At 48.6% G+C, this 24,754-nt stretch carries 21 protein-coding genes and 1 tRNA gene; 11 read left to right on the top strand and 11 right to left on the bottom strand.

What is annotated here, in order from left to right:
* Nucleotides 1–3 precede the first annotated feature (3 nt).
* Nucleotides 4–1,014, top strand: coding sequence for an asparaginase (gene ansA, locus L4D79_RS19720; protein ID WP_428653491.1), 1,011 nt, complete (start codon nt 4–6; stop codon nt 1,012–1,014).
* A gap of 130 nt (nt 1,015–1,144) precedes the next feature.
* Entirely contained in the window at nt 1,145–1,813 is a 669-nt protein-coding gene (locus L4D79_RS19715) for a glutathione S-transferase family protein (protein WP_428653489.1), read from the top strand.
* 25 nt (nt 1,814–1,838) lie between these two features.
* On the opposite strand, the gene L4D79_RS19710 is transcribed toward L4D79_RS19715, so the two are convergent.
* Entirely contained in the window at nt 1,839–2,147 is a 309-nt protein-coding gene (locus tag L4D79_RS19710) for a YeaC family protein (RefSeq protein ID WP_428653487.1), read from the bottom strand.
* A gap of 196 nt (nt 2,148–2,343) precedes the next feature.
* Between L4D79_RS19710 and L4D79_RS19705 the strand changes: the two genes are divergently transcribed.
* Entirely contained in the window at nt 2,344–3,156 is an 813-nt protein-coding gene (locus L4D79_RS19705; protein ID WP_428653485.1) for a DUF2989 domain-containing protein, read from the top strand.
* A gap of 98 nt (nt 3,157–3,254) precedes the next feature.
* On the opposite strand, the gene msrB is transcribed toward L4D79_RS19705, so the two are convergent.
* On the bottom strand, nt 3,255–3,668 hold the full coding sequence (msrB, locus tag L4D79_RS19700) for a peptide-methionine (R)-S-oxide reductase MsrB (RefSeq protein WP_428653483.1): 414 nt from the start codon (nt 3,666–3,668) through the stop codon (nt 3,255–3,257).
* 347 nt (nt 3,669–4,015) lie between these two features.
* Between msrB and gap the strand changes: the two genes are divergently transcribed.
* Both gap and L4D79_RS19690 read left to right on the top strand, forming a co-directional pair.
* A complete protein-coding gene (gene gap / locus L4D79_RS19695) occupies nt 4,016–5,011 on the top strand; it encodes a type I glyceraldehyde-3-phosphate dehydrogenase (RefSeq protein ID WP_428653481.1) in 996 nt (331 codons plus the stop codon).
* A 313-nt stretch (nt 5,012–5,324) separates the two neighbouring features.
* On the top strand, nt 5,325–6,203 hold the full coding sequence (locus L4D79_RS19690; protein ID WP_428653478.1) for a D-hexose-6-phosphate mutarotase: 879 nt from the start codon (nt 5,325–5,327) through the stop codon (nt 6,201–6,203).
* 147 nt (nt 6,204–6,350) lie between these two features.
* On the opposite strand, the gene L4D79_RS19685 is transcribed toward L4D79_RS19690, so the two are convergent.
* Nucleotides 6,351–6,731, bottom strand: a complete 381-nt coding sequence (locus tag L4D79_RS19685; RefSeq protein WP_428653476.1) for a VOC family protein — start codon at nt 6,729–6,731, stop codon at nt 6,351–6,353.
* Nucleotides 6,732–7,305: 574 nt separating this feature from the next.
* On the opposite strand from L4D79_RS19685, the gene L4D79_RS19680 reads away from it, so the two are divergent.
* The 3 genes from L4D79_RS19680 to L4D79_RS19670 are packed head-to-tail and all read left to right on the top strand — an operon-like array spanning nt 7,306 to nt 12,098.
* Nucleotides 7,306–9,240, top strand: coding sequence for a PrkA family serine protein kinase (locus L4D79_RS19680; protein ID WP_428653473.1), 1,935 nt, complete (start codon nt 7,306–7,308; stop codon nt 9,238–9,240).
* Nucleotides 9,241–9,273: 33 nt separating this feature from the next.
* On the top strand, nt 9,274–10,545 hold the full coding sequence (locus L4D79_RS19675; protein WP_428653471.1) for a YeaH/YhbH family protein: 1,272 nt from the start codon (nt 9,274–9,276) through the stop codon (nt 10,543–10,545).
* 23 nt (nt 10,546–10,568) lie between these two features.
* A complete protein-coding gene (locus L4D79_RS19670) occupies nt 10,569–12,098 on the top strand; it encodes a SpoVR family protein (RefSeq protein ID WP_428653468.1) in 1,530 nt (509 codons plus the stop codon).
* Nucleotides 12,099–12,240: 142 nt separating this feature from the next.
* On the opposite strand, the gene fadR is transcribed toward L4D79_RS19670, so the two are convergent.
* A complete protein-coding gene (fadR, locus tag L4D79_RS19665; RefSeq protein ID WP_428653466.1) occupies nt 12,241–13,092 on the bottom strand; it encodes a fatty acid metabolism transcriptional regulator FadR in 852 nt (283 codons plus the stop codon).
* Between the two features lie 558 nt (nt 13,093–13,650).
* Here fadR and nhaB point away from each other — a divergent pair.
* Entirely contained in the window at nt 13,651–15,243 is a 1,593-nt protein-coding gene (gene nhaB / locus L4D79_RS19660) for a Na(+)/H(+) antiporter NhaB (protein WP_428653463.1), read from the top strand.
* Nucleotides 15,244–15,487: 244 nt separating this feature from the next.
* Complete coding sequence (gene dsbB, locus L4D79_RS19655; RefSeq protein WP_428653461.1) at nt 15,488–16,006, top strand: disulfide bond formation protein DsbB; 519 nt, start codon at nt 15,488–15,490, stop codon at nt 16,004–16,006.
* Nucleotides 16,007–16,072: 66 nt separating this feature from the next.
* Here dsbB and L4D79_RS19650 read toward each other — a convergent pair whose 3' ends face one another.
* From L4D79_RS19650 to L4D79_RS19640, 3 genes are all read right to left on the bottom strand, one after another.
* Nucleotides 16,073–18,658, bottom strand: a complete 2,586-nt coding sequence (locus tag L4D79_RS19650; protein WP_428653459.1) for a hypothetical protein — start codon at nt 18,656–18,658, stop codon at nt 16,073–16,075.
* Between the two features lie 47 nt (nt 18,659–18,705).
* The gene (locus L4D79_RS19645) at nt 18,706–19,980 is read right to left on the bottom strand and encodes an OmpP1/FadL family transporter (protein WP_428653457.1); all 1,275 of its coding nucleotides are present in this window, start codon (nt 19,978–19,980) and stop codon (nt 18,706–18,708) included.
* Nucleotides 19,981–20,297: 317 nt separating this feature from the next.
* Nucleotides 20,298–20,385: transfer RNA gene (locus L4D79_RS19640), tRNA-Ser, on the bottom strand.
* A gap of 244 nt (nt 20,386–20,629) precedes the next feature.
* Between L4D79_RS19640 and L4D79_RS19635 the strand changes: the two genes are divergently transcribed.
* On the top strand, nt 20,630–21,217 hold the full coding sequence (locus L4D79_RS19635; protein ID WP_428653455.1) for a UPF0149 family protein: 588 nt from the start codon (nt 20,630–20,632) through the stop codon (nt 21,215–21,217).
* A gap of 78 nt (nt 21,218–21,295) precedes the next feature.
* Here the strand turns inward: L4D79_RS19635 and L4D79_RS19630 are convergent, their stop codons facing one another.
* From L4D79_RS19630 to pal, 4 genes are all read right to left on the bottom strand, one after another.
* Nucleotides 21,296–22,159 carry a bile acid:sodium symporter family protein gene (locus L4D79_RS19630; protein WP_428653452.1) on the bottom strand — a complete coding sequence of 288 codons (864 nt, stop codon included), beginning with the start codon at nt 22,157–22,159 and terminating at the stop codon, nt 21,296–21,298.
* Between the two features lie 103 nt (nt 22,160–22,262).
* Nucleotides 22,263–23,324, bottom strand: coding sequence for a quinolinate synthase NadA (gene nadA, locus L4D79_RS19625; RefSeq protein ID WP_428653449.1), 1,062 nt, complete (start codon nt 23,322–23,324; stop codon nt 22,263–22,265).
* Nucleotides 23,325–23,444: 120 nt separating this feature from the next.
* Nucleotides 23,445–24,191, bottom strand: a complete 747-nt coding sequence (gene ybgF / locus L4D79_RS19620) for a tol-pal system protein YbgF (protein WP_428653446.1) — start codon at nt 24,189–24,191, stop codon at nt 23,445–23,447.
* Between the two features lie 19 nt (nt 24,192–24,210).
* A complete protein-coding gene (gene pal / locus L4D79_RS19615) occupies nt 24,211–24,741 on the bottom strand; it encodes a peptidoglycan-associated lipoprotein Pal (protein WP_428653444.1) in 531 nt (176 codons plus the stop codon).
* Between the last annotated feature and the right edge of the window lie 13 nt (nt 24,742–24,754).

The raw sequence follows: 24,754 nt of genomic DNA, 5'->3' as shown, positions 1-24,754 counted from the left end.
CATATGGAAAGAAAACACATTTACATCGCCTACACTGGCGGCACAATTGGTATGCAGAAGTCAGACCATGGCTACGTACCCGTTGCTGGTTTTATGGAACAGCAATTGGAAAGCATGCCAGAATTCCATCGTGCAGAAATGCCAAAGTTCACCATCCACGAATACGATCCCCTGATCGATTCGTCGGATATGACGCCAGCGGATTGGCAGCGCATTGCTGATGATATTAAAGCGAACTACGACAAGTACGACGGTTTTGTGATCCTACATGGTACGGATACCATGGCATACACCGCCTCAGCCTTGTCTTTCATGTTCGAAAACCTCGACAAGCCAGTGATTGTCACCGGATCGCAGATCCCGCTTGCGGAACTGCGTTCTGACGGCCAGAGCAACCTGCTCAATGCCCTTCACGTTGCGGCAAACTACCCGATCAATGAAGTCACTGTGTTCTTCAACAACAAACTGATCCGCGGTAACCGCAGCACCAAAGCCCATGCAGACGGATTCGGTGCCTTTATTTCACCTAACCTACCGCCACTGCTGGAAGCGGGCATTAACATCCAAACCAATAATGTTGAAATCGACAAGAAACCAGAAGGGCCGTTCAAGGTTCATAACATCACGCCTCAACCGATTGGCGTGATCACTATGTACCCGGGGATCTCACCAGAGGTGATCCGTAACACCTTACGCCAGCCAGTCAATGCAATGATCCTGCTAACATTTGGTGTGGGCAATGCCCCGCAAAACAAAGAATTGCTGGAGCAGCTAAAAGAAGCTAGCGAGCGTGGTGTTATCGTGATGAACCTGACCCAATGTCTATCGGGCAAGGTCAACATGGGCGGCTATGCAACGGGCTGTGCCCTTGCCGATGCCGGTGTCCTTAGCGGATATGACATGACACCAGAGGCCGCATTGGCCAAGCTACATTTCCTACTGAGCCAAGATCTACCAGTAGAAAGCGTACGCAGCCTGATGCAGCAAGATTTGCGAGGCGAGCTAACGCTCTAAGCCTCCATATCGCATTCGTTCTGAATAAAACCGGCAGCCATTGGCTGCCGTTTTTTCTAGTTCTTCCCGCATAAACAGCAACTCGGCTACACTTTGACTATTCCTGTCAGCGAAAGGCCGTACGCACATTATGATCCTACATGGCTCCTCGATTTCACCCTTTGTTAGAAAAATCATGCTGGCCCTTGCCTATAAAGGGATCACCTATGAGCTGCAGCCCCTCAACCCTTATGTCGAAAAAGAGCTGGCACAAAAGCGCCATCCGCTGGGGAAAGTGCCGGTACTGGAAGTCGAGCAACACAGCATCATGGACTCCACGGTGATTGCCCATTACCTCGATGACCAATACCCTGTCCCACCATTGTACCCCGGAGATGCTATCACCAGAGCCAAAATCCGTTGGCTGGAAGAGTATGCCGATACTCGCCTCACCTCACTGATTGGCGGTGTGCTGTTCTACCAAAAAATACTCAGGGGAAAAATGCTCGATAAAGACGTCGATGAAGAGGCTGTCGAGCAGTGCCTCGAAATCCACCTACCGAGGGCAATACAATACCTCGAAGAACAACTGCCAGAACAAGACTACATTGGTGATCACCTGTCGATGGCTGAGATAAGCCTATGGAGTGTATTGCGGAGTGGTTGGATGGCAGGGCTGAGGTTTTCGCATTACCCGCGGTTAGATGGCTACCTCTCACGCATTGAGCAAGAGCCTTGGGTTGCTAATCTTATCGGCGAGGAAGACCACGAGCTAGCAAGCTTCTATTGCCCGCCCGTGGTACTCGCCAGCATCAAATAACGCAGTTTGGGTATAGGGCGATACCTCAAAGTTGATCGTGGTCGAAGCGAGCAATATCGTCTGCCGCCATGTCAGCGGTTGCTGCATTATCGCCTGCAAATTCCTTTTTCAATTCGGCCTTCGACTTAAATTTTATCTCCCCCCCTTTCTCAACCGTCATATGGGCCGCATCGGCATTATGACGCGACTGGTATAACATTACCGCCTGCATTGAATAGTCGCGCTGTTCTGGGGTCAATGGCGTCCCATCAGGCCACTTACCCGTTTCAACCGCAGATGACAGTCGTTGGTAAACCTCTGGGGTCATGGCGTTGAGCAAAATTTCAAGATCCATTGCGTTTCACTTTTTCCATTAAATATTGTCGTTGCCCGCAGTAATAACAGTTTCTATTAAAGCTCGCCAAGGATACGTCGATAAACTGCTTGGGGGATCACACTGCTGAAAACCGGCGGCCCGCCGCAATCTTTTATCTCTTTTTTGATAAACTCGTTAATTAAAGTCACCTTTGCCGAAGTCACTGAAAAGCCGAATGAGAAAAGCCACGTTAAAACTTAGCCTACTGCTGGCCAGCATTGCATTCCTTAGCGGGTGCTTTGAACGCCACCGCTCAACCGACAGCCTGTGTCAGGCCGAGCCACAGCTTTGTGCCGATACCAACCTCAATGATGGCCAGTGCCGTCTGCAACGGGTCAACCTCATTTGGCAACGCTACGATGTACTAAAAGATCCCACCGACAAAGAGAAATTTAAAGAGCTGCAATATACCTATGCTTATCAAAAGTGCCTCGAATATGCAGCTCGGATCGAGCCTACGGAATTGAAAGAGCGCAAAACCCACCGCACCCAAGCCATGCTCAGTGCCTATGCCTCGATCAAACGGCTCAATGATGAGCTTGCCGAATCGAACGATCCTGAAATCCTATATTTTCGTTGGAGTCAGGGAGATAAAGAAGCGCTGCGGAAATTCTTGAGGCTTGAGGGGTCTTCAGAAATGGAAACACCGGAGATGCAGCTGGCATTAGCCACTTTCTATACGTCGAAGGATCAGGAGAAAACCATTCGTCTGCTCAAACGAGCGCTTGAGCTCTATTCTCGCCAGCCGAAGATAAAACCAGAAATCCTCCAAGGCTTGGCCACTTTATCTCATCAGCAAGGTGCTACGGAACAAGCTTACCTTTGGGCCAAAGTCGGGGAAGCGTTGGCGATGCCGGTTGCCAACCAGGACAAATTGAATGCGTTCTACCCGATGAGCGACGAGCGACGTAATGAATTGAACGGCCAGGCAGAGAAGATTGCTCAGGCACTTTATGACGGCGATTTCAGCGCCAGCATGGCTGAGTAGCACCAATCCGCCGACTGACTATCAGGTATTTCGCAACGACGCCCCGCGTAGGATGCAGGGCGTCGCATTGAGCATTGGCATGAATACTCAACAGATGACTACTCACCCTGCTGTTCGGTATCCGCATTCTCGTTATTAAAAATTAAAGAGACCGAATTAACGCAATATCGCTCCCCTGTGGTTTTTGGCCCATCAGGAAAAACATGGCCAAGATGGCTATCGCATTGAGCACAGCGGATCTCAATCCGGTGCATGCCGTGGCTGTTATCTTCAATATATCGAATCGCATCACGCTCAGCCGGCGCATCGAAACTCGGCCAGCCGCAGCCGGAGTCATATTTATTGACCGAGTGGAACAATGGGGCCTGACAACACGTACAGCTATAAACACCGGTTTCACGGTTGTGCAGTAACTTGCCCGAGAAGGGCGCCTCCGTACCTTGTTCCCGACAGATGCGATACTGCTCTTCCGACAGCTTATCACGCCAATAAGAATCTGATTTAACTGACATTATATTCCCTTCACTGAATTTTCACGTTATCTATCTGAAAAATGGTTGCCATTTACATCAACTGTGGCACATACTTTCTGCTCGAAAGGATTTTACATCTTCACTGCTCATTTAAGCATATTTTGGGTGAGCTTCGTGTTGATATTAAAAGTTAATAACAGCAATGATTGATATTCATACAACTTCTGTACGAATTTGCAGCGTTGTAGTGGGAATGTAAAAAAGATCCGAACTTTTTTTTGACCTCACGCAATTTAAGTTCGTTTTTCACTTGCAGGGTCACGTTATATTCTGTAATTTTACTACCAGTTATCTTTCATTAGAAATTAAGTTGTGGAGCAACTGTAATGACTATCAAAGTAGGTATTAACGGTTTTGGCCGTATTGGACGTTTTGTTTTCCGTGCTTCTGTAGAGCGTAACGACATCGAAGTTGTTGGTATCAACGACCTAATCGACGTTGAGTACATGGCTTACATGCTTAAGTACGATTCAACTCACGGCCGCTTCAACGGTACTGTTGAAGTTGAAGGTGGTAACCTAATCGTTAACGGCAAAACAGTTCGCGTAACTGCAGAGCGTAACCCAACGGACCTTAAGTGGGACGAAATCGGTGTTGACGTTGTTGCTGAAGCAACAGGTATCTTCCTAACTGACGAGACTGCTCGTCAGCACATCACAGCTGGTGCGAAGAAAGTAGTTCTTACTGGTCCATCTAAAGACGCAACTCCAATGTTCGTTATGGGTGTTAACCAAGAGTCTTACGCTGGTCAAGACATCGTTTCTAACGCTTCTTGTACTACTAACTGCCTAGCGCCAATCGCTAAAGTTCTTAACGACAAGTGGGGCATCGAATCTGGTCTTATGACTACTGTTCACGCTACTACTGCTACTCAGAAGACTGTTGACGGTCCTTCTGCTAAAGACTGGCGCGGTGGCCGTGGTGCTTCTCAGAACATCATCCCATCTTCAACTGGTGCTGCTAAAGCTGTAGGCGTTGTTCTTCCAGAACTAAACGGCAAGCTAACTGGTATGGCTTTCCGCGTACCAACTGCTAACGTTTCTGTTGTTGACCTAACAGTTAACCTAAAAGAAGCTGCTTCTTACGACGAAATCTGTGCTGCTATGAAAGCTGCTTCAGAAGGCGAAATGGCTGGCGTTCTTGGTTACACTGAAGATGCAGTTGTATCTCAAGACTTCATCGGTGAAGTTCAGACTTCAGTATTCGATGCTAAAGCTGGTGTTGCTCTGACTGACAAATTCGTTAAAGTTGTATCTTGGTACGACAACGAAATCGGTTACTCAAACAAAGTTCTAGACCTAATCGCTCACATCTCTAAGTAATGTAAGCTTTTAGCTAGATAATAAAAGGCGACGCTACGGTGTCGCCTTTTTTGTATCTGGCTTTATAACCAACCTCAGCCTTGATAACAGCACTTTTTAAACACAAATACTTGATCAACTGCTTATCTAGGTTGGTTTTCGTGTCCCCCGGGCTTAGAAGCAGCAAATACCCGCTAAAATTTAATTACAAATTTAACAAATATTTTTTAATAGTCATTGTTAATTTTTAAATAAAAATAAGTGTGCAAATAACTGTTACTTTTACGTCAAAGTGGCAATTATTTATACATTGCTACAACCAAAGGATAGTCTGATGGATTTGAAAACTCTTCCAGCAGTGGCAGCCTTATCGGATGCTGTCACCATCTGTGAATACCAAGGGATCAAGATTGTTAGAATCAACCATGCCCAAGCAGAAGCCGGGATTTCCCTTCATGGCGGCCACCTTATTTGGTTTAAACCGCAAGGTGAAGAAGAAGTAATTTGGCTGAGCGAAAAAGCAGAATTCGATACCGCCAAAGCAATTCGAGGCGGGATCCCTGTCTGCTGGCCTTGGTTTGGCAAAGCCGCAGCACCGTCTCACGGTTTCGCCCGTAACAGCGAGTGGACGCTTCACGAACACCGTGAAAATGACAGCGGCGTGATTGTCGCCCTGACGCTGTCCGACTCAGAAGCAACCCGCGCTATCTGGCCACATAAATTTAATAATGTGCTGACCTTCGAAATAGGTACGACCCTGAAAGTCTCTCTGACCTCGACCAATACGGATGATGCAGCATGGCACTTCTCAGGTGCGCTACACACTTATTTCAGTGTTGCAAATATCCGCGAAACCCAAATTACCCAGGTGGGAAGCGAGTACCTAGACAGTACTCAGTCAGGCCTGGCCTGTCAGGGCGACGCACAGCTAAGCTTCGACGGAGAAGTGGATCGCGTCTATACCCAGCCAGAGTCAACGGTAATGATCCATGACGACGGTAATAACCGTAAACTTGCAATCACCAATAGCGGCCACAATGCTGCGGTGATCTGGAATCCGTGGCAGGCGCTGTCAGAAAGCATGGGTGACATGGCCAACAACAGCTTTGAAACCATGGTATGTGTTGAGTCAACCATCCATAACAGCCAAAGCATAACCCTTGCACCAGGTGAAGCGCATACGCTTACCACGGAAGTCAGCGTAAAGCGCTAACAACCGTTACAGGCTACCGAGCATGATCGGCATATTGAATACCTGTACGGCACTTTGCCGTCAGGTATCTTTCGCGGCGAAAACAAGCCCCGCGAAACCAAGTCAGTAAGATCAAGGGCTTTAATCCCCTGATGCTGTTGTGATGCATCAAGCTAGCATCTGCGAGTTCGCTTCAATGAGTACCCAGCCATTACCATCAGGATCGGCAAAGGTCGCAAAACGCCCCCCAATCAGGGTCACAATCTCCGACAACGGCACTCCCCGGCTTGATAGCTCATCATAAGTCGAGTGGATATCGTCTGTCTGCACCACCAGCCCCTGTACAGATCCGGCTTTCATCCCTCCAAAGGGCATCACCAAGCTGATTGTCGTCTCTGCCCCTTTCGGTGCCAGTTGGATCCAACGCTTATGCTTATCCGCTTGGTGATCACGTATCAGCTCGAAGCCCAGTGCATCACGATAAAACGTCAATGACTGGCTTTGATCAGATACCGGGATCGAAACAGTATCAACACGAGAAATACTCATTAATTAGCCTCCCCCCAAATATCGGCACTTTTTTAGCTTAAGCCAGAGTTTTTGATTTAGCTCTCAAAATAACTCCCGATCGCATTATTTTGACACTTACGCTAGACGAAAATACCACCACATAATTACTTTGGACTTCCCGCTTTTTTGCAAGAATCAGCACGGTAAATCTGTCATTTTGCAAAAAAGCCACCATGCACTGCCCAGACATCATTTATTACCCGTTTGCAGTAATGAAATCCTTTACATTCAGTAAATAGCTCTGCATTGGAAATAAAATTCACCATTTATGACTGTCTATTTTGGCAAGCTGGAGAGATCACAACATATCAACATTTTTGTGATTTTTTTTAAACACACCCTCTTGCAGAACCTGATTTATAGGAGGATAGTAAACAAATGAGCAAAATTTATTCAGCTTGTAAGGAACACCGAAAAAGGAAATTTAGTTTATAAACCAACAACTCAGTCAAGCACTTTAATCAGTTAGGTCTAGTCTTAAGATATGGGGGATGTGAAAGATTTGTGTTTTCGTCCTTTCTAATTGATTAAAGAACGATTCAGGGGGCATACCATGAGTATTTTTGACCACTATCGTCAACGCTATGAAGAATCCAAGGATGAAGAGCTTTCATTGCAAGAGTTCCTTGAGATCTGCCGTAACGATCGAAGCGCTTATGTCAACGCAGCAGAACGTCTGTTGATGGCTATCGGCGAACCCGAAATGATTGACACCGCTCAAGATCCGCGCTTGAGCCGCCTTTTCTCCAATCGCGTAATTTCCCGCTATAAAACCTTTGAAGATTTTTATGGCATGGAAGAAGCGATTGAGCAGATCGTTTCCTATTTAAAACATGCCGCACAGGGCTTGGAAGAGCGTAAACAGATCCTCTATCTATTAGGTCCTGTGGGCGGGGGTAAGTCATCACTGGCTGAAAAACTTAAAAGCCTAATGCAGAAAGTTCCCGTTTATGTACTGACTGCAAATGGCGAGAGCAGCCCGGTAAACGACCATCCATTCTGCCTTTTCGATAAAACGGAAGATGGCGATATCCTCAAGAAAGAATACGGGATCCCCGAACGCTACCTCAACAATATTATGTCTCCTTGGGCTGCTAAGCGCCTTCATGAATTTGGTGGCGATATTACCAAATTCAAAGTAGTGAAAGTACGACCATCCATTCTTGATCAGATTGGTATCGCCAAAACCGAACCAGGCGATGAAAACAACCAAGATATCTCCTCGCTGGTGGGTAAAGTGGACATTCGTCAGCTTGAACATTTTGCCCAAGACGACCCAGATGCCTATAGCTACTCAGGTGCACTGTGTAAGGCCAACCAAGGCTTGATGGAGTTCGTCGAGATGTTCAAGGCACCATTGAAAGTTCTCCACCCGTTGCTAACCGCAACGCAGGAGGGTAACTACAACGGTACCGAAGGCCTCTCTGCCCTACCCTTTGACGGCATTATCTTGGCTCACTCCAATGAATCCGAGTGGCAGACGTTCCGCAATAACAAGAACAATGAAGCCTTCTTGGACCGAGTCTATATTGTTAAGGTTCCATACTGCTTACGGGTTTCAGAAGAAATTCGAATTTACGAAAAACTGCTGCAAAGCAGCGAGCTATCAGCAGCACCTTGCTCGCCAAGCACACTGGAAATTCTGGCCCGCTTCACCGTACTCTCTCGCTTGAAAGAGCCTGAAAACTCGAGTCTGTACTCGAAGATGCGAGTCTATGACGGCGAAACACTCAAAGATACCGATCCAAAAGCCAAGTCTTACCAGGAATACCGCGATTACGCCGGTGTCGATGAAGGGATGGCCGGGCTATCAACCCGTTTCGCGTTCAAGATCCTATCACGCGTGTTCAACTTCGATCATTCAGAAGTGGCTGCCAACCCTGTTCACCTCTTCTACGTACTGGAACAGCAGATTGAGCGTGAGCAGTTCCCGCAAGAACTGGCTGAGAAGTACCTTGAGCACCTAAAAGGCTACCTAACACCGAAATACGTCGAATTTATCGGTAAGGAAATTCAAACCGCTTACCTCGAATCTTACTCCGAGTACGGCCAGAATATCTTTGACCGCTATGTCAGTTATGCCGACTTCTGGATCCAGGATCAGGAATACCGTGACCCAGAAACTGGCCAGCTGTTCGACCGCTCTGCATTGAACAACGAATTGGAGAAAATCGAGAAGCCCGCCGGGATCAGCAACCCGAAAGATTTCCGAAACGAAATCGTCAACTTCGTGCTCCGTGCCCGTGCCAGTAACGCAGGTAAGAACCCGAACTGGACCAGCTACGAGAAGCTACGTACGGTCATCGAGAAGAAAATGTTCTCGAATACCGAAGAGCTACTTCCAGTTATTTCATTCAATGCCAAAACATCAACGGATGAGCAGAAGAAACACGACGACTTCGTTGCTCGTATGATGGAGAAAGGCTATACCCGCAAACAGGTCCGCCTACTTTCTGAGTGGTACCTGCGCGTTCGTAAGTCTTCATAAACTGAGTGGATGGGATGAATAAGGGGAGAGCTTATGGCGCATTTTATAGACCGCAGGCTCAACGGTAAAAACAAAAGCACGGTAAACCGTCAGCGTTTCCTGCGCCGTCACAAGCAACAGATTAAAGAATCTATTGCTGACGCGGTAAACAAACGCTCGATTACCGATGTGGAAAGCGGTGAGGATATTACTATTCCAAACCGCGACATCCGCGAGCCAAGCTTTCACCAAGGCCGTGGTGGACAACGTGAAGTTGTCCACCCGGGCAATGACCAGTTCAGCCCCGGAGACCGTATTGAACGCCCCCAAGGAGGGGGCGGACAAGGCGGCGCCGGTGAAGGACAGGCCAGCCCCGATGGTGAGGGCCAGGATGAATTCGTGTTCCAAATCTCCAAAGATGAATATCTCGATCTACTCTTTGAGGATTTGGAGCTGCCCAATCTTGAGAAAAACCAGCTCAACAAAATTGTTGAATGGAAAACGTTCCGCTCGGGCTACAAGTCGTCCGGCGTACCAGCCAATATTGCCATTGTAAAATCGCTCCAGAACTCACTGGCGCGCCGTACCGCAATGACAGCAGCCAAACGCCGCCAGCTGCGTGAGCTTGAGAAAACACTGGATCTATTAATGAACACCGAACCAGCCCAACCTTTCGAGGAAGAGCGGGTGAAAAACGAGATCCAGGGATTACGCCAGAAAATTAGCAGCGTACCGTTCATTGATACCTTTGACCTACGCTACAAAAACTACGAGCGTCGGCCACTGCCTAGCAGCCAAGCCGTTATGTTCTGCTTGATGGATGTATCCGGTTCGATGGATCAGGCAACCAAAGATATCGCCAAGCGCTTTTATATCTTGCTTTACCTGTTCCTCAACCGGACCTATAAAAATGTCGACGTGGTCTTTATTCGCCACCACACACAGGCTAAAGAGGTAGATGAACATGAGTTCTTCTACTCTCAAGAGACTGGGGGAACCATAGTGTCGAGTGCACTAAGGTTAATGAATGAAATTGTGAAGAAACGCTACTCCCCTGCCGAATGGAACATCTATGCGGCACAAGCATCAGATGGGGATAACTGGGCAGATGATTCACCGGGCTGCCGTGAGCTATTGGACAAAGAGCTCTTGCCGGTAACCCGTTACTACTCATACATCGAAATTACACGCCGGGCACACCAAACACTGTGGCGGGAATATGAGGCGCTACATGCCAGCCACAGTAACTTTGCGATGCAGAACATAAGGAGTGTGGAAGACATTTTCCCTGTATTCCGGGAGCTTTTTAAAAAGCAAGTCAGTTAACGTCGCTTTAGGGGGAATGTGCTATGGAGACAGTCGCTAAATCAAAGACACTCAGTGACGGCCCAGATTGGACATTCGATTTGTTGGATCAGTACCACAAGGAAATCAAGCGGGTAGCCGACCACTACCGGCTTGATGCCTACCCCAACCAAATCGAGATCATCACTGCCGAACAAATGATGGATGCTTATTCCAGTATTGGTATGCCTATCAACTACCATCACTGGTCATTTGGTAAGCGCTTCATCGAAACCGAACGAGGCTACAAACACGGTCAAATGGGCCTTGCTTATGAAATCGTGATCAACTCTGATCCCTGTATTTCATATCTGATGGAAGAGAATACCATCACAATGCAAGCGCTCGTTATGGCCCATGCGTGCTACGGCCATAATTCGTTCTTTAAAGGTAACTATTTATTCAAGACATGGACAGATGCCAGCTCCATCATCGACTACTTGTTGTTTGCCCGTAAATACATCACCGAGTGTGAAGAGAAATATGGCGTAAATGACGTTGAAAGGTTGTTGGACTCCTGCCATGCATTAATGAACTATGGCGTCGACCGCTACAAGCGACCACAGAAGATCTCTATGGTCGAAGAAAAGGCGCGCCAGAAAGCCCGGGAAGACTACTTGCAAACGCAAGTCAACTCATTGTGGCGTACCATTCCGGTTCACCATGAGGAAGAAGTCGAAACGGAAGAGGTTCGATTCCCAGCGGAACCGCAGGAGAATATCCTCTACTTCATCGAAAAGCATGCCCCTTTACTGGAGCCATGGCAGCGTGAGGTGGTCAGGATTGTGCGGAAAGTAAGCCAGTATTTCTACCCGCAGAAACAGACTCAGGTGATGAATGAAGGGTGGGCAACATTCTGGCATTACACCATTCTAAACCACCTCTATGATGAAGGCTTGGTAACTGACCGCTTCATTATTGAGTTTTTGCACAGCCATACCAACGTGGTGGCACAACCGGACTACAACAGCCCGTACTACAGTGGTATTAACCCCTATGCGCTGGGGTTTGCGATGTTCCAGGATATCCGCCGGATCTGCGAGAACCCAACCGAGGAAGATAAATACTGGTTCCCAGATATTGCTGGCACAGATTGGCTAGATACCCTTCACTTCGCGATGGAGAACTTTAAAGACGAAAGCTTTATCAGCCAGTTCCTGTCACCGAAAGTGATGCGTGACTTCAAACTGTTTGCGGTCAATGATGACGATCGACATAACTATGTCGAAGTCAGTGCGATCCACAATGAGGAAGGTTACCGGGCTATCAGGGAGAAGCTCTCGTCACAATACAACCTCAGCAACAATGAGCCGAATATACAAGTATGGAATGTCGCCCTGAAAGGTGACCGCTCGCTAACCCTGCGTTATGTACCGCATAATCGCATCCCGTTAGCCGACAGTCACCAAGAGGTTCTGAAACACATGCACCGGCTATGGGGCTTTGACGTCACACTAGAGGAAGAGCTCGCCGATGGCCGTTCCCATATATTAGGGACCTGCCCAAACCGCGCGCAGTATAATACGGAAATCTGATCTAAAGATTAATTTGCCTGTCTGCTTTTCTAAACAACGCAAAATAATCACCGTATAATTGCTACATACTTTTTAATACTTAGAAACAAAAAGGAGATGCCTTGGCATCTCCTTTTCTTTCTTCCGTCTTGATTAGCTTGGCTTACTGTTCTTCTTCGTACAAGTAGCGAGCAATTTCAATGCGGTTTGCGTACCAAATCGCCCCACTCTCACGACCGTATTTGCGGATACGATCAGCGACCATCTCAGGCTGGCTGTTATCACAGTATGACTTCATGTCACGGTAGAATTCGAGAGCAAGCTCACATGCTTCTCGCGACATAAAGTAGTAACCACCGACACGGGTATAGATTTTGCGTAGGCCATTGATTGTGAGTACGTACAGGGTATTGCCTGATTTCGTCGCCAACCCTTGGAACATACGGTAATCGAAGTAATTGAAAGCACGGGCACGGCTAATAGCCTCGCACAACTCAGGATCGTCTTTACCATATTTATCAACGATCTTTTTCACTTCCTGCATCAAGTCAGTTTTATCTTCACTTTGCTCAATATAATCAGCAAAGCTATCAGCCTTCAGCAAGGCTTCACACTCTTCGATGACATGGTTAATCAAAGTAGAAGATTCTTCCGGGTTACCCTTGATGGCATAGCGCATGTATACACTACTGATGTCCGTGCGCGCCGAAAGAAGATCTTCCATCACACCTTGAACATCTTGGCCATCAAGTGTAATTAAGGTATCGAGAATACTCAGCCCAGAGGTGTCCATGTAGTTGTTCACCCGGGTCGGTTTACCATGTTGGATAGTAAGCCAGCCATCACGGGCTAGACGCTGCAATACTTCACGAAGGGTTGTTCGAGTAACACCAATTAGTTCTGACAACTCTCGTTCTGCGGGAAGAATTGAGCCCTGAGGGAAGTGATTATTCCAGATACTCTCAATAATGTATTTCTCAGCAAATGTTGCTGGGCTATCAGCCTTTATAACCATCTGATCAGTTTTCCAGTTGCTTCTTGCTCTATTTTTATTAACTCATCATACCACCAGTCTTTACCTAATGCCTACCTAATTACCAAAAGAAGTATCTCGGCTGTCTATTTATAACCATGCATAACAGCGTGATTGATATGCACGCGACATATCCATTGCACGTAAAATTCCGCTCAAAGATTCGTCGAACCAAAACTTGACGGAGCTCAACGTAAAATGAAAATTGTAAGCATATATTTCAATGCAACGTGGGAAATACCTATACAAGCCGTGTTTTGCGATGAATTTTCACAATCTTAAATAAGTTCATCTCTAAGCACTTGACTGCGATGGATCACGCGGTAGAGTTAGCACGTTTTCACTCTGGGAGCTGAATGGATGCTGCTGCCTGCTTTAAGTTAAACACCATCAAGGAAATGGTTTTTAGCTTAGAGGGTCTCTAAAGAACAATTAACCAGAACAATAATATAATGGTTATCCTGCTCTCGGACTTCAAAGGCAAGATAGCAACGCAGCTCATTATTATTAGTATTTGCGTATATCAAGAGACTCGAACACATGGCAATTTCGCTAGGGAACGCTTTTATAAAAAACTTCCTCGGTAAAGCACCCGACTGGTACAAGGTCGCTATCATTGCTTTTCTGATCATCAATCCCCTTGTTTTCTTTCTGGTTGACCCCTTTGTTGCAGGTTGGCTACTCGTTATCGAATTCATCTTCACCCTGGCGATGGCACTGAAATGTTATCCACTACAGCCAGGTGGTCTACTCGCTATCGAGGCGGTCGCTATCGGGATGACCAGTCCTGAAATGGTCAAACATGAGCTGGTTGCCAACATTGAAGTTATGCTGCTGTTGATCTTCATGGTCGCTGGCATCTATTTCATGAAACAGTTGCTGCTTTATATCTTCACCAAGATACTGATCGGCATCCACTCCAAGACTTTACTATCACTCGCGTTCTGTGTGATGGCCGCATTCCTATCAGCTTTCCTTGATGCGCTGACCGTTATTGCCGTTGTGATCAGTGTCACCATTGGCTTCTATAGCATTTACCACAAGGTCGCTTCTGGTCAGGAGCCCCATTCCTCGCACGACCATACTTCAGATTCGAATATCCTTGAAGTCAGCCGTGACGACTTGGAAAACTACCGTGCATTCCTGCGCAGCCTACTAATGCACGCAGGTATCGGTACTGCACTCGGTGGTGTAATGACCATGGTCGGTGAGCCGCAAAACCTGATCATCGCCGATCAGGCCGGTTGGCTGTTCGGTGAGTTCATTATCCGCATGTTGCCAGTGACCCTGCCAGTGTTCCTGTGCGGTATCGTTACCTGTGCGTTGGTCGAAAAATTCCAGATCTGCGGCTATGGTGCGCGCCTGCCAGAAAACGTCCGCCGTATCTTGGTTGACTTTGATAATGAAGAGCGCAAGCGCCGTACCAACTTAGATTATGCCAAACTGATCATCCAAGTCGTGATCGCTATCTGGTTGATCGTCGGCCTTGCAATGCACTTAGCTGCAGTGGGACTGATCGGTCTTACCGTGATTATTCTGGCGACCTCGTTCACCGGCATTACTGAAGAGCACGCACTGGGCAAAGCGTTTGAAGAAGCCCTGCCTTTTACCGCCCTACTTGCTGTTTTCTTCTCGATTGTCGCGGTGATCATCGACCAGAAGCTGTTCGCCCCTATTATCGAAATGGTGCTGAGCCTAGAGGGTAGCGCCCAGATGACCATGTTCTACATTGCCAACGGTCTGCTGTCGATGGTATCTGACAATGTGTTCGTCGGTACGGTATATATCAATGAAGTTAAGTCAGCACTTATTGACGGCATCATTACCCGTGAACAATTCGACATGCTAGCTGTTGCTATCAATACCGGTACCAACCTGCCATCTGTCGCTACGCCAAACGGTCAGGCTGCATTCCTGTTCGCATTGACCTCGGCATTGGCTCCGCTAATCCGCCTGTCTTACGGCCGCATGGTTTATATGGCACTGCCATACACTATCGTACTATCGCTGGTTGGCCTGGCTTGTATCGAGTTCACATTGGTCCCAATGACACAGTGGTTCTATGACCTAGGTTGGATCACACAGACTGCTGTGGAGGCGAGTTCACATATTGCCCCGGCTGTTGGTCATTAATTGAATTTTTCTAACATCTGATTGTCTGTATTAAAGCCCTGAATCATCAGGGCTTTATTGTATTTTTAGTCAATCTTTGATGCTAATATTTATTTTTTAGCCACAAAGAGTGACAATAAACGGCATTTTCTTGGTCTTTATATAACCCAGTGACAGATAAGTGCTAAGCCGACTGAAACCTTTGCTGCCATCAGTAATCTAACGAAGTCGTTTTAGCAGTTAACCTTTCAATCAGGAACACCGTATGTATTTTCTAAATACTTTTTCGAAGAGTCGACTTTCGTGGGCTATCTTACTGGCTTTCATCATCTTTTTTGAAGCCTGTGCCCTATTCTTCCAGCACGTGATGAAGCTCGATCCTTGTGTGATGTGTGTCTACGAACGCGTTGCCATGATGGGGATCGCTTTATCTGCAATCTTGGGGATGATAGCACCAAAGAACAATATCATCCGCTGGGCAGGACTCGCTGGCTGGGCATACAGTTCATACCAAGGCTTGGCGTTGGCTAAGGAGCATGTGGCCTACCAGTTCCCTGAGTTCCCTTGGTCAGCGACTTGTGCGCTGGATGTTAACTTCCCGGCGTGGGCGCCACTCAACCAGTGGGTGCCGTGGTTCTTTGAAGCCTCGGGTGACTGCGGCAAGATTGTATGGCAGTTCCTTGGCCTATCAATGCCACAATGGCTTGAAATTATCTTCGCTGCGAACTTGGTAGCCGTTGCCATTATCGTTGTCGCTCAAATCCTTGGCACCAAGAAAAAATAAGATTAAGTCAATCCAGAAAACGATGCCCAGCCAATGTGCTGGGCATTTTATTATGGTGCTTGAGAGTTAACGCTCAATCAACCCTTCATTAAGCGCTTCATTGGCGATTTGTCCCTTGTGCTGCAGAAACAGGCTGGCTTGATTAGCCACTTCCTCAGCCGCAGCATTCACCGTTGCAAAATCTGCCGAGCCATAGGATGTTGAATCGGTGAGCGTACCCACGCCGATATTATGGTTGCCCTCAGTCAAGCGGCTGTATGAACGTGCCGTATTATTCAGTACCGGGTTGAGCCGCAATGCCTGCTCCAGGGGTTGAGCCCCCGCCAGCGGAAACTCCGTCACATCCAACGCATAATAAGGTTTATGCTGCGAGCCAACAAAGCAGTTCATGCTTGAGCTGAAGGCTTCGTAAGTCGTACCGGCTTGGATACATTGCTCAAAGGTTGTCGTGCCATCCAGCTCAACCTTGACCGGTACGGTCTGATCTGCCGCCGTTAACATTGCGGCTTCGGTATCTTTTAGCTCTGGGTGGCTGCTAATGTTGCCAACCGTGGTAATAGACAGGATCGGCGCTTCGTCTTCGGCCAGTGACGCGGCATAGTTGAGCGGGTCAACCGTATCGACTACCGACTGGATAATGTACTGGAATTCACTCAAGAAAGCGGGAGCCGCCGCATTAGAAACCGCCAAATACGCCTCAGGATCCGCTTCAGCAAAGGTACGTACTGCGTCCAGTGTGGCTTGTTCATCTCCGCCTACCGTCAAGTCCAGCAGTTCAGCCATGCGCAGGCGATATTCCGGCAAGAACTTGATCGCCGGTGGCACTTCATCTTTTCCGAGCCAAGTGGAGTTCATGATCACCCCGCCTATCGCACCGCCTGGGTTAGCCAGAATAGTCCCCGTCAGTGATTCACCCGCATTGGTCATCACCCCGCTGAACGTCGCGCTGGCTATCGCGCCCATCGAGTGACCCATAACTGACACATCATCCAATGCGAGTTTTAACGACTCCTTATCTGGATCAACCAAGCCATCAGTCGTGTTCTGGAGCGCATGGTGGAGGTTAATCATGTCTGCGACACTCTGACGAATATTGTCACGCGAGGTCAACAGGGCATCAGCTTTGAGGAAGTTCTTGGTATCGGCCGCATCAAAACCGTTGAATAGGCCACGGATAGACTGACTGGTAGAAATGTCATAGCTGCCGCCGAGTTGTACAGCAGTACCGTTTTCACTGTTTTTGAAACACCCCTCATCAGCAACACCATCTCCATTACAATCGTAACCCGCCGAGCCATCTAAGCTGATCGAGCGGGTACCGTGCAGCGGATGATCGATGGCAAAGACCACGTGTCCCTTGGCACTGCCAGCAGGTGTATTAGCCATATAAGACTGGACATAGTTATCCAGCCCCGTCATGCCACCGTTACCCATCTCTTTGGAGACCGTGATACCGTGGGAGAAGATGACCGATGGCAATGGCGTTTTGAGCTGGCGAACCGACAAGTTGGGGTACACCATTTGTACTTCAAGCGTTTGGGTAGCGCTAGGGGCCGTCCCCTGCCAGTACGAGAACAGCGCCGGGCATGACTCGCGTGAATAGCGGTAGCTTTCCGAATGGGCTACTGCGCCTTCAAGGCCAAACCAGAACTCGGATTCTTTCTGGTAATCGGCATCAGGTTGGCAGTTGTCGCTATTAACAGCAAGCGAATCAGCCAAGTAATAAGGCAGTTCAACTGTACCCGACTGTTTCTCCACACAACCAAAGACATTACATATCATTGGGATATCATCCAGTAAGGGGTCAAGAGGTAGATCCCGGTTGACAACATATGTCTTCGATAAGCCTGAAGAGAAATCGACACCAGATGCTTGTGTACCGACCAAGCTTTCCAGCTCTAGTCCTATAGACTGGGTGGTAAAGTTTGCCGCATAGACTAACTTACCCACCAAGGCATCATCGGCATCAACAGCCGCCTGCTCCGCCGCCTTGATTGCCTGCTGGTAGGCCAATGCCACAGGTTCTTGCTGTTCGTTATCGCGTAGGCTGACATAATCGGCCGATGGCTTAACAGCGGTGCCTGCCTGATCGGTAAGATCATCGGTGATCACTAAGGTATAAGTCGTCTCAGGGTTCAATACCTTCAAAGGCAACACCATCAAATGGTTAAAATCACTCACCCGCACGGTGTAGTCGACATCAAATACCAGGGGTTTCACCGAACGGTTATCGGCCTGGAACAGTTTTACACTGTCGGCAAACGACGCCGGATCAAGCTGGTTCGCATCACCAGTCAACGGCAGGCTAAACGGCGCGGTAGTCGACCAACCATCTAAATCTTCCAGCGAACACTTGGTGCCATTCTCAATATTTTCCGGCAACTCGTCACCGTCATTGGTCTCACCGCAGCCGAACACAATCAGCTGGTTGTTCGCTGCCATATCGGAGCCGTTGCTGCCGATAAAATACAGATCACTCGGCATCGGGATATTGCTATCGCGGGCAATGTCACGGCTGTTTTCCATGCCGAAGCTAAACTGCAGCCCTGCCGGCAGCGCTTTGCCGTCGCTGCTGTCAGAGCTGTTACACCCCACCAAGGCACTGGCTGACATCGCCGCCAGCATCATTGTTGTAATGAGATTTTTTTTCATGACTAAACTCCATTCATACCCTGCCCATCAAGCAGAGCAAAGCATTACTAGAAGGTGTAGGAATATTGCAGGGCGTACAGCATGGCGCTGCTGTGGGTTGTCTTGAAGAACAGTCCTTCTTCTTCGATGATCTCACCGGTTTCCCCTTCCAGGTATGTCACACCAAAGTCCACCTCGTGGGGGCCACGGTAATAGGACAGCCCGGCGGAATACCACACTCGATCGCTATCAGGGATACTCGCTGTGACATGCTGGTCGGTTGGGGTTTCGTCATAGGCAATACCGGAGCGGATAGTCCAGCTGTTATTGAGCTGGTATGTCGCACCGATGGAATAACGATTGGAGTCTTTCCACTCTTCCGGCTTTTGCAAACAGATCTTGTCATTTTGTCCAGCCGTCGAACACTCATTGCCCTTAGAGGTGGCCTTAATTTCTTCAAACGCGCTCCAGCCGATATGTACCCAGCTATAATGCACGGCAAAAGCGGAGGTCAGTTGGTGGTAACCAGACAGTTCAAGAATCGACGGTAGGCTCAGGGTCAGCTCACCATCGACCCCTTCGACATAATCCAAGAAGCCATTATCAGTCTGCATCTGAACACCATTGAACTCGCCTTCCATGTCGATATCTGAAGCACCGGTGTAGGCCAGCCCCCAGCGGTGGTTCTCATTAAGGTGGTACAGGGCACCGAGCTTATAACCAAAGCCAATACCTCTGCCCTCAAGGTTGGCAAACACATTGGTTTCACCACCGCTCACCATTTCAGCAATGGGTGAAAAGCGATTCAGCTCTGCTTGCGCGAGTAACAGGCTCATACTGGCCCCCACCGCCCAGTGCTCATTAATTTCGTAGGCAAGGCTGGTATTGAGGTTGATCACTGTCACCGACGTATCACCAGCGATAGTACCGAACTCTTCATTCACCTCATCGCTGTAGTCCGATGCCAAACCAAAGTCTGAATAAGAGCCAGTACCGATCGTCAGCCTGTCATTCACTTGGTGGGTCACATAAAAATTGGGAACGAAAGCAGGTGGCGCAGCTTCATCCTCAAAGGCATCAGGCATTGTGCCTTTGCTGAATTCAATTTGGATATCGGGATCAATATATGAGATACCGGTACTCACATTGGTCCCCTCGAGCATGCTCATCGACGCCGGATTACGGGCCAACGTCGATGCGTTATCAGCGATGGCGGCCTCGCCAGCAAAGGCCCTTCCTAGCCCAGCTCCTGAATGCTCAGCTATCTGAAAACCCGCAGCGCTTACTGTACTGCTCCAAAGACCCGCTACGGCCAATGCCACGGCTATTTTGCTTCTTTTCATAATTGCCTCTTGGTAGAGCTATTATTGTTTCAACCACCCAAACCGTATGGGAGACTGTATTTTTCGGCAATTTACCGCACAAAAGACCGTATAACAAATAGTTCATGGCAAAATTGTTAAGTGGAAAATTCTAATTTTACAAATTTTGTTTATTTATCAACAAGATGATAATTTATTGAGTCAAGCACGGAATGGAGTAGCGTACTAAGGGGACGGCATTGGAGAGAGAAAATTAGCAGGCTGGAGGGGATAACTTTTTTACCAGAAAAACAACAGACGAAAAAAAACCGCCTTAAAGGCGGTTTTTTTCAAGAATATGGCGGTGAGGGAGGGATTCGAACCCTCGATACGTTGCCGTATACACACTTTCCAGGCGTGCTCCTTCAGCCACTCGGACACCTCACCAAATTGTTGTGCCAAGGCATGTCGCCTCAACAGGGTCGCTACTATAGGGGCTGGGGCGGTAAAGGTCAACAAAAAACACAGCACAATCAATCGAGTGTTCACAATTGCAGCAAAAGTCTTGATTTGCCGGTGAACAGTCCCACCTTCTTCACGACCCTGTTACAATACATTACATCAAAATCGTGTTCTTCCAGCGACGAGTGACGTTGGACCAACCCAGATACAAAATATACGAGAGCGAATTATGTCTTCATCTTTACGCACACTGCTGGAAAACCCACAACTGGCTCAACAACTGCTTTCTGAAGCCCAGACCCGTGGTTTTGTTACCGCAATGGCTGCAGCACCGCACCTGATCAACCCATCGGAATGGCTTGCTTTCATGTGGGGTGGCGAAGAAGCCTCTCCTTTTACGAGTCAGGAAGAGCTTGAAGTCTACGCCAATGCCATTATCGACCTATGGAACGAAACCCGCGAGTCTTTACTAGAAGGCAGCTGGCAGTGGCCGGAAGGCTGTGCGCTGGATGATAAAGAACTGGTATCTGGCGATACCCGCGATTTTGCCGAGGGCCTACTACAGGGCTGGCAACTGTCTCGTGATGACTGGGAAACTATCATGCCAGAAGAAAGCGAGAACAATGCCCTGCTTGGTGGTGTTTTGCTTTGCTTCAGCCTGCTATACGATCCGGAAAATGCAATGGAAGCCCTTTCCCAGGAAGGTGCTGACGGTCTTGCCCAGTTCGAAGAGATCTTCGCTTCTGTCCCAACCATGCTGTGTGGCCTGACAATCCGCGCCTACCAGCTAGTCAACGGCGGCGAAGAAGACGCTTAGTCTCTCCAGCTCAAGCACTAAAGAAAAGGCGGTAACTTGAATTACCGCCTTTTTTATTTGCCGTCGCCACCAGGCTTCCTAGCGCGCAAAAAGCGAACGCAAACGCCCCCGCTGATGGCGGTAAATCATCACCGCGATCGGAATATTCATCAACACCCCATACAATAATGGCGTCAATGCCAGTTCAGGCTGCTTGAGCTGAACCACGGCAACAAAAATCGCGGTACCCGCATTCTGGATCCCCACTTCTATCGCCAGCGTCTTGGTCAACTTTTCCCCACCTTTAAGCAAACGGGCAACGATGGTCCCCAGTGCCATACCCAACAAGCACAAGGCAATCGCGACAATCGAGGCGCTGGAAAACAACTGCTGGAATACCTGGCTATTCGCAGCCAGGGTGATGGTAACCGTGAACATCAATACCCAAATCGATGAGCGCCCTGCCCATTTGGCAAAGCTCGCAAACCACTTGCCCCGACCAACGTGGTGGCAAGCCATACCGATTGAAACAGGCACCAAGGTCACCATGACCAGTTGTAAGATTGCCGTTTTAAGCGGTAGTACCAACTGGGAGTCGCTCAGTACCACAGGCAGCAGCAGAGGGAGGCTAAAAGGGATAATTAAACTGCTCACGGCGGTCATTGAAATTGACAGTGCGGTATTACCACCGGACAAGTGGGTGATCACATTGGACGATGCCCCGCCCGGTGCCAACGCCAGTAACCACAGGCCAACAGCCACCACTTCCGGCAAGCCCAAAAAGTGTATCAGGCCCAGCGCAATCAGCGGCAAACCAACCAACTGGGCAGCAAGACCGGAAAAAATAAACAGCGGATATCGGCCAACTCGTTTAAAGTCAGCCAAAGACAGTGTCAGGCCAACACAAAACATCATCCATGCCAGCGCTATGGGCAAAGCGACAGCCAGCATTGTCTGTCCCATTTGAAATCTCCTTATTTAAACGTAGAGTCTACTCCAATATGCGCTGTGGCACATAGAAAAAGAGCGACCAACGGCCGCTCTTTCATCTGATCGCTTTACGATTTTATGCATTGCCCTTAACGTTCACCTGCAGCTGGGCGGCAAAGTCCAACATGCGGTTAAGCGGGATCAACGATTTTTCGCGTAGCGACTCATCAACAAAGATCTCATGCTGCTCACCGCCTTCGCGCAAACCCTGCTCAATCGCTTTAAGACCATTCATCGCCATCCACGGGCAATGGGCACAGCTACGACACGTCGCACCAGCACCGGCCGTCGGTGCTTCGACAAGTTCTTTACCCGGTACCATCTGCTGCATCTTGAAGAAGATGCCTTTGTCCGTTGCCACAATCAGCTTCTGGTGAGGTAACGACTTGGCAGCCTTGATCAACTGGCTGGTTGAACCCACCGCATCAGCCAGCGCCACCACGCTTGCTGGTGATTCTGGGTGGACCAAAATCGCGGCCTCAGGATACAAGTGCTTCATATCGCGCAAAGCTTTTGCCGAGAACTCGTCATGCACGACACATTCGCCTTGCCACAACAACATATCAGCGCCAGTTTCCTTTTGGATATAAGAACCTAGGTGACGGTCTGGGCCCCAGATAATTTTCTTGCCTTCGCTATCTAGCTGTTCGACGATTTCCAGCGCGATACTCGAGGTTACAACCCAGTCAGCACGGGCTTTTACCGCCGCAGAGGTGTTGGCGTACACCACTACGGTATGATCCGGGTGATCATCACAGAACTTGCTGAATTCATCAATCGGACAACCAAGGTCAAGCGAACACTCAGCCTCCAGTGTCGGCATCAGTACGCGTTTTTCTGGCGTCAGGATCTTGGCCGACTCACCCATGAAGCGTACGCCACAGATCACAAGTGTCTTGGCTGGGTGCTGGTTACCGAACTTGGCCATTTCCAGCGAGTCACCAACGAACCCTCCGGTCTCTTCAGCCAGAGCCTGAATTTCAGGATCGGTATAATAGTGGGCCACCAGCACTGCATCTTTTTCCTTTAGCAATGCCTTGATTTTTGCCTTGTACGCCTGCTGCTCATCAACAGTTAGCGGCACTGGCTTAGGTGGAAACGGATAGACCATTTCAGAGGGATCAAAAGTAAGACTCATAGCTCGGTTGCTCTATTGCTGTCCATGTACAATCCGCGCATTATACACCGCAAACGTTCAAATATCATGGATCAAAAAAGGCCGGTTAACCGGCCTTCTTCAATATCTGCGGGCAAGTGCTTACAGCTTATCGAGATTACTTTGCGCCTGGCGCGAACTGGTTGAGTTCGGGTAGCTCGAAATAACTTGCTGGTAGTATTTCTTCGCGTCTTCCGGCTTCTTGCTGCGCTCGGCAATAATACCTAGCTTCAACAATGCATCCGCACGCTTGTTGGACTTCTCAACATTGGCAACCTCGGTGAATTGCTCCGCGGCTTCAGAGAGTTGGTTTTGAGTAAAGTAGAGTTGACCAAGCCAGTAATGCGCATTCGGCTTGTAGCTTGATTCAGGATATGTAACCAAAAACGCCTTGAAGGCAGTGATCGCACCGGAGTAATCCTTCTCTTTTAGGATCAGGTTAACCGCGGATTCATACGCTTCGTTCTCGCCCACATTACTGGAGTACACTTCAGTGCTTGCTTTATCCGATGCTGGCTCTTCAGTCACCTTTGCTTGCGGCTGGCGACTAAGGCTGTCAACCTCACGGTAAAGCTCGCGCTGACGTTCAAGCATCTGGCTGAGATCATAGCTGTTTCTTTCTACAATCCCTCGTAGCTCATCCATTTCGGTTGCCAGCTGATCCAGTTGCCGTTGCATATCCAACTGCACCTGGTTGCGTGCCTCAATCATCCTTTCCAGACGTTCTAGGCTACCGCCCTGCGCACTGTTACCGCTGATTTCAGTAACAGGAGCAGGTGCGGCGACCACTTGGGTCGCCGCACCAACCAGCAACGTTAATGCGAGCGTTCGCATTGTGTTACTGTTCATCGTAATTACCTATTATGGCTTAGTAAACCAGAACCGAACGACGGTTCTTGGCGTAGTCAGCTTCAGTATGGCCAAGCACTAGTGGCTTCTCCTCACCGTAACTAACAATTGAGATCTGGCTTGCAGATACGCCTAGCGCCTGAAGGTACTTAGCAACCGCGTTAGCACGACGCTCGCCAAGGGCGATGTTGTACTCAGGTGTACCACGCTCATCGGCGTGACCTTCAACAATCACTATTACTTCTGCGTTATCGCGTAGGTATTCAGCGTGAGCGGTCAGCATATCCTGGTAGTCAGGCTGGATTTCAGCGTTGTCAAACTTGAAGTAAATAGTTTGTTCCTGACGTAGCTGCTGGCTGCGTAGTTCCTGCTCAGAAAGTACTGGCTGTTGCTCAACAGGCGATGTTACTACCGTCGATTGCTCTGTCGTTGAACCGGTGTTGGTCTCTGAAGCTGCTGAGCTATCAGTACTGTCACTAGAGCTACACGCCGCTAGAGTGAACATTGGCAGCGCAATTGCCAAGCCCTTTAAAACTTTGTTCAGTTGCATTTTATTTTCCTTT

Origin of the sequence: Photobacterium satsumensis (assembly GCF_050336935.1) — a bacterium.
Lineage (GTDB): Bacteria > Pseudomonadota > Gammaproteobacteria > Enterobacterales > Vibrionaceae > Photobacterium > Photobacterium satsumensis.
This window is presented reverse-complemented; position numbering and strand designations above follow the sequence as displayed.

Excerpts from the sequence above, each read along its gene's own strand:
- ansA (WP_428653491.1), top strand. The coding sequence starts at position 4 with ATGGAAAGAAAACACATTTACATCGCCTACACTGGCGGCACAATTGGT.
- L4D79_RS19715 (WP_428653489.1), top strand. The coding sequence starts at position 1,145 with ATGATCCTACATGGCTCCTCGATTTCACCCTTTGTTAGAAAAATCATG.
- L4D79_RS19710 (WP_428653487.1), bottom strand. The coding sequence starts at position 2,147 with ATGGATCTTGAAATTTTGCTCAACGCCATGACCCCAGAGGTTTACCAA.
- L4D79_RS19705 (WP_428653485.1), top strand. The coding sequence starts at position 2,344 with ATGAGAAAAGCCACGTTAAAACTTAGCCTACTGCTGGCCAGCATTGCA.
- msrB (WP_428653483.1), bottom strand. The coding sequence starts at position 3,668 with ATGTCAGTTAAATCAGATTCTTATTGGCGTGATAAGCTGTCGGAAGAG.
- gap (WP_428653481.1), top strand. The coding sequence starts at position 4,016 with ATGACTATCAAAGTAGGTATTAACGGTTTTGGCCGTATTGGACGTTTT.
- L4D79_RS19690 (WP_428653478.1), top strand. The coding sequence starts at position 5,325 with ATGGATTTGAAAACTCTTCCAGCAGTGGCAGCCTTATCGGATGCTGTC.
- L4D79_RS19685 (WP_428653476.1), bottom strand. The coding sequence starts at position 6,731 with ATGAGTATTTCTCGTGTTGATACTGTTTCGATCCCGGTATCTGATCAA.
- L4D79_RS19680 (WP_428653473.1), top strand. The coding sequence starts at position 7,306 with ATGAGTATTTTTGACCACTATCGTCAACGCTATGAAGAATCCAAGGAT.
- L4D79_RS19675 (WP_428653471.1), top strand. The coding sequence starts at position 9,274 with ATGGCGCATTTTATAGACCGCAGGCTCAACGGTAAAAACAAAAGCACG.
- L4D79_RS19670 (WP_428653468.1), top strand. The coding sequence starts at position 10,569 with ATGGAGACAGTCGCTAAATCAAAGACACTCAGTGACGGCCCAGATTGG.
- fadR (WP_428653466.1), bottom strand. The coding sequence starts at position 13,092 with ATGGTTATAAAGGCTGATAGCCCAGCAACATTTGCTGAGAAATACATT.
- nhaB (WP_428653463.1), top strand. The coding sequence starts at position 13,651 with ATGGCAATTTCGCTAGGGAACGCTTTTATAAAAAACTTCCTCGGTAAA.
- dsbB (WP_428653461.1), top strand. The coding sequence starts at position 15,488 with ATGTATTTTCTAAATACTTTTTCGAAGAGTCGACTTTCGTGGGCTATC.
- L4D79_RS19650 (WP_428653459.1), bottom strand. The coding sequence starts at position 18,658 with ATGAAAAAAAATCTCATTACAACAATGATGCTGGCGGCGATGTCAGCC.
- L4D79_RS19645 (WP_428653457.1), bottom strand. The coding sequence starts at position 19,980 with ATGAAAAGAAGCAAAATAGCCGTGGCATTGGCCGTAGCGGGTCTTTGG.
- L4D79_RS19635 (WP_428653455.1), top strand. The coding sequence starts at position 20,630 with ATGTCTTCATCTTTACGCACACTGCTGGAAAACCCACAACTGGCTCAA.
- L4D79_RS19630 (WP_428653452.1), bottom strand. The coding sequence starts at position 22,159 with ATGGGACAGACAATGCTGGCTGTCGCTTTGCCCATAGCGCTGGCATGG.
- nadA (WP_428653449.1), bottom strand. The coding sequence starts at position 23,324 with ATGAGTCTTACTTTTGATCCCTCTGAAATGGTCTATCCGTTTCCACCT.
- ybgF (WP_428653446.1), bottom strand. The coding sequence starts at position 24,191 with ATGAACAGTAACACAATGCGAACGCTCGCATTAACGTTGCTGGTTGGT.
- pal (WP_428653444.1), bottom strand. The coding sequence starts at position 24,741 with ATGCAACTGAACAAAGTTTTAAAGGGCTTGGCAATTGCGCTGCCAATG.